General features: G+C 62.8%; 3 protein-coding genes. All 3 read right to left on the minus strand.

The window, feature by feature from the left end; genetic code table 11:
• Window positions 1–179: 179 nt before the first annotated feature.
• On the minus strand, window positions 180–1,730 hold the full coding sequence (locus ACO48X_RS11025; RefSeq protein ID WP_485002132.1) for a glycoside hydrolase family 10-like protein: 1,551 nt from the start codon (window positions 1,728–1,730) through the stop codon (window positions 180–182).
• 12 nt (window positions 1,731–1,742) lie between these two features.
• Window positions 1,743–2,747 (minus strand): NAD-dependent epimerase/dehydratase family protein, encoded by a 1,005-nt coding sequence (locus ACO48X_RS11030; RefSeq protein ID WP_485002133.1) that lies wholly within the window; start codon window positions 2,745–2,747, stop codon window positions 1,743–1,745.
• A 272-nt stretch (window positions 2,748–3,019) separates the two neighbouring features.
• A partial coding sequence (locus tag ACO48X_RS11035; RefSeq protein ID WP_485002134.1) for a hypothetical protein occupies window positions 3,020–3,242 on the minus strand: 223 nt, incomplete at its 5' end.

A 3,242-nucleotide genomic window follows, 5' to 3' on the forward strand; every position in this document is an offset into this window, starting at 1 on the left:
CTTGATGGAAGAAAAGGAGGCAAAAGAAGATCAAGGCGTCAGGGACGCCGGCCAAATTTCCCGGCCTCGGCAGGGGTCGTCAGGGACACCGGCCAAGTTCCCTTGCCCCGGCAGGGGCCGTCAGGGACGCCGGCCAAGTGGGCTGGACGCATACGTGTACCCGGCTGTCTTTTCATGCTTCACTTCCCTCTGAGATTGATGTAGCGCGTGCGCCCGTCGAGCTTGAGGGGCTTGCACGGTTTGCTCTCGTTGTGATAGCGATCGACGGCGGTGACGACGTAGGTGTAGGGAAGCTCGAGGTCGCTGTCGCGAAGCTGGAAGGAGGGCTCGCCGGTGATGGCGACGATCATAGAAGCACGGCCGATGTCGCGGCGTTCGCCGAGCGGGAAGCGATAGACGACGTAACGCATGGGCGTCTTACGGGGCGCGCGAGGATCCTGCGGGGCGATGTCCCACACGAGGCGCGTGGCGCCGTCCGTCTGCGCGATGCGGAGATTCTGCACGGCGTCGGGTCGGACGGTGTAGGCCTTGGAGAGCGGCGGAGTGAGCGCTGGGTAGCGATGCCAGATGCGGCGCAGGCTGTCGGCCACGTGACCGTTGTTGCGCAGCAGTTCGCCGGCGGGCCAGAAGATGTGTCCGTCGACGCGCTTCGCCTCGCGCTCCTCGATCATCTTTTGCGCCAGTTGCCCGGCCTTCATGGTGCGGGCCACGTCCTGCCCGATGTAGAGCGGTGTGCGCGTCTTGAGGCCGCTCCACCAGCGGATGAGCGTCGAGTAGTCGGCGGACTTGTGGCCGATCTCCCAATAGAGCTGCGGGGCGCAGTAGTCGATCCAGCCGTTCTTCATCCACAGCACCACGTCGGCATAGAGGTCGTCGTAGTCCTGCAGCCCGCGCGTGTCGCTACCGTGGCGGTCGGACGACTTGTTGCGGTAGATGCCGAAGGGGCTGACGCCGAAGCTGACCCAGGGCTTGGCCGAGGCTACGGTCATCTTCAGCTCGCGGATCAGGAGGTTGATGTTGTTGCGCCGCCAGTCATCGCGCCGGTTGGCGGAGAAGCCCGCGGGCGGACCGTAGCGGGAGAAGCTCTCCTCGTCCGGGAAGGGATCGCCGGCGACGGGGTAGGGGTAGAAATAGTCGTCGATATGGATGCCGTCGATGTCGTAACGGGTGACGATGTCGCGCACCACGCCGCAGATGAAGAGGCGGCAGTCGGGGATGCCAGGATCGAAGAGCGTCATGCGGTTATAGCGCACGAACCACTCGGGATGGCGGCGGTAGATGTGCGTCTCGGCGAAGTCCTCAAAGTCCGTTGCGCCGGCGCGATAGGGGTTGAGCCAGGCGTGAAACTCCAGCCCGCGCAGGTGGCAGGCTTCGATGAGGTAAGCCAGCGGATCGAACGCGTCGTCCTCGGGCGATTCGCCCTGACGGCCCGTCAGCCAGCGGCTCCAAGGCTCGTAGCGGGAGGGGTAGAAGGCGTCGGCCTCGGGGCGGATTTGGAAGAAGATGGCGTTGATGCCATAGCGTTTCAGGCGGTCGAGGCGCTGATCCATGAGCGCGCGAAAATCGTCGGCCGAGAGTCCGCGGTAGTCGTTCTGATAGATGGTCTGAAACCACGCGCCGCGAAATTCGCGTTTGGGATAGATGCGTTTTTCCTGCTTCACGAGGCGCGATGTGGTGCATGCGCCGAGGCTCAGAAGCAGGGCGAGGGCAAGGAGTAGTTTGTTGCGCATAAGGGTAGATGATTAGTGATTTGTTTCGGCGATGATCTCCTCGAGTCCGCGGCGGAGGTTGTATTCGGGCGTGAAGCCCAGCTCGTGGCGCAGGGGGCTGACGTCGCAGATCCAGTTGCGTTGCTTGAGGATGTGATACTTGTCGGTGTTGAGCGTGGCGGGTCGGCCGGTCATGCGCCCGATGGCCTCGGAGACGGTGCAGACGACGCGCGCCAACCAGAGCGGGATGCGGGCGTGGAGCACGTGCCGCCGGTGGAGCAGCTCCTGGATGAGGCCGGCGAACTCGTCGTCGGTGTAGACGTCGCCGTCGGCCACGAAGTAGCTGCGGCCCACGGCCTCGGGGCGCTCGAGGGCCAGCCGGACGACGCGCGCCAGGTCTTTGGCATAGATAAACGTGAGGCGCTGGGGCGTGCGGCCGATCTTGAAGTCGAAGCCCGCGCGGATGCTCTCAATTTCCATCCCATAGTCGCGGTCGCCGGGGCCGTAGACGCCCGTGGGTCGGAGGATGGTGTAGGGGATCGTCGTCTGCTCGCGGACGCACTGCTCGGCGGCCAGTTTGCTGCGGCCGTAGATCGATTCGGGCCGAGGCTCATCGTCGGCCGAGATGGGCCGGAAGGTGCGTTCGTCGCCGCGGCCGAAGGCGCTGAGGCTACTCATCAGCACAAAGCGATCGGGGCGCGTGGCCTCGCCGCCGGCGTTGAGGGCGGCCAGAAGTCGGCGGGTGTATTCGGTGTTGACCTCGAAGAAGTCGGCCGGGCGGACGGTCTTCGTCACGCCCGCATTGTGGACCACGCCGTCCCACCGCCCGTGCTCGGCCGCGTGTGCGCGCACTTGGGCGGCGAGCGCCTCGGGGTCGGCATAACTGAGGTCGATCAGGTGTACGCGATCTTTGGGCAACCGGCCGAGGGAGCTGCTGCGTCGCACGCCCGCCCAGACCTCGTATCCGCCCTCCAGCGCCTCCCGGACAAGGTGTCCGCCGATGAATCCGCTGGCTCCAGTGATCAGAATCTTTTTCATGCCCGCAAAGGTAGGATGGCTGCGGCCTTCAGCGAGGCCGGTACACAAGCCTGCAAGTCACGAGGTCGTGTGAATTAGATTTATGGAGATTTTATAGAGTCATTCCGCGGCGGAAAGGCGTTTTGCGAGATTATCCTCCTTTTCCCGTCGCGCGAAACCGATCTCCGAAACTTTTAGACGCCTTCCCGCCGCACGAAGCCGTTTTCCGAGACATTTTTCCCATTTCCCGTCACAAAAAGTGACTTTTCGGAGATTTTGATCGGTTTCCCGCCTCATTTTGGCGTTTCCAGAAAATTTTGATTGGTTTCGTGCGGCGGGAAAGCGTTTCGCAAAGTCCAAGATCGGTCTCGCGTTTCATTTTGGCGTTCCGAGAAAGCATTAACTCCCACATGAGTTCGACGTAAGAATAACGCCAGCAGAGAATTTCTGCGGGAGTCACACGATGGCCAGAACGTTTTTGGAAATGCTTGCACCGGCGGTGCAACGACTAAAAAG

The organism is Peptidiphaga sp., assembly GCF_057238965.1.

Excerpts from the sequence above, each read along its gene's own strand:
- ACO48X_RS11025 (WP_485002132.1), bottom strand. The coding sequence starts at position 1,730 with ATGCGCAACAAACTACTCCTTGCCCTCGCCCTGCTTCTGAGCCTCGGC.
- ACO48X_RS11030 (WP_485002133.1), bottom strand. The coding sequence starts at position 2,747 with ATGAAAAAGATTCTGATCACTGGAGCCAGCGGATTCATCGGCGGACAC.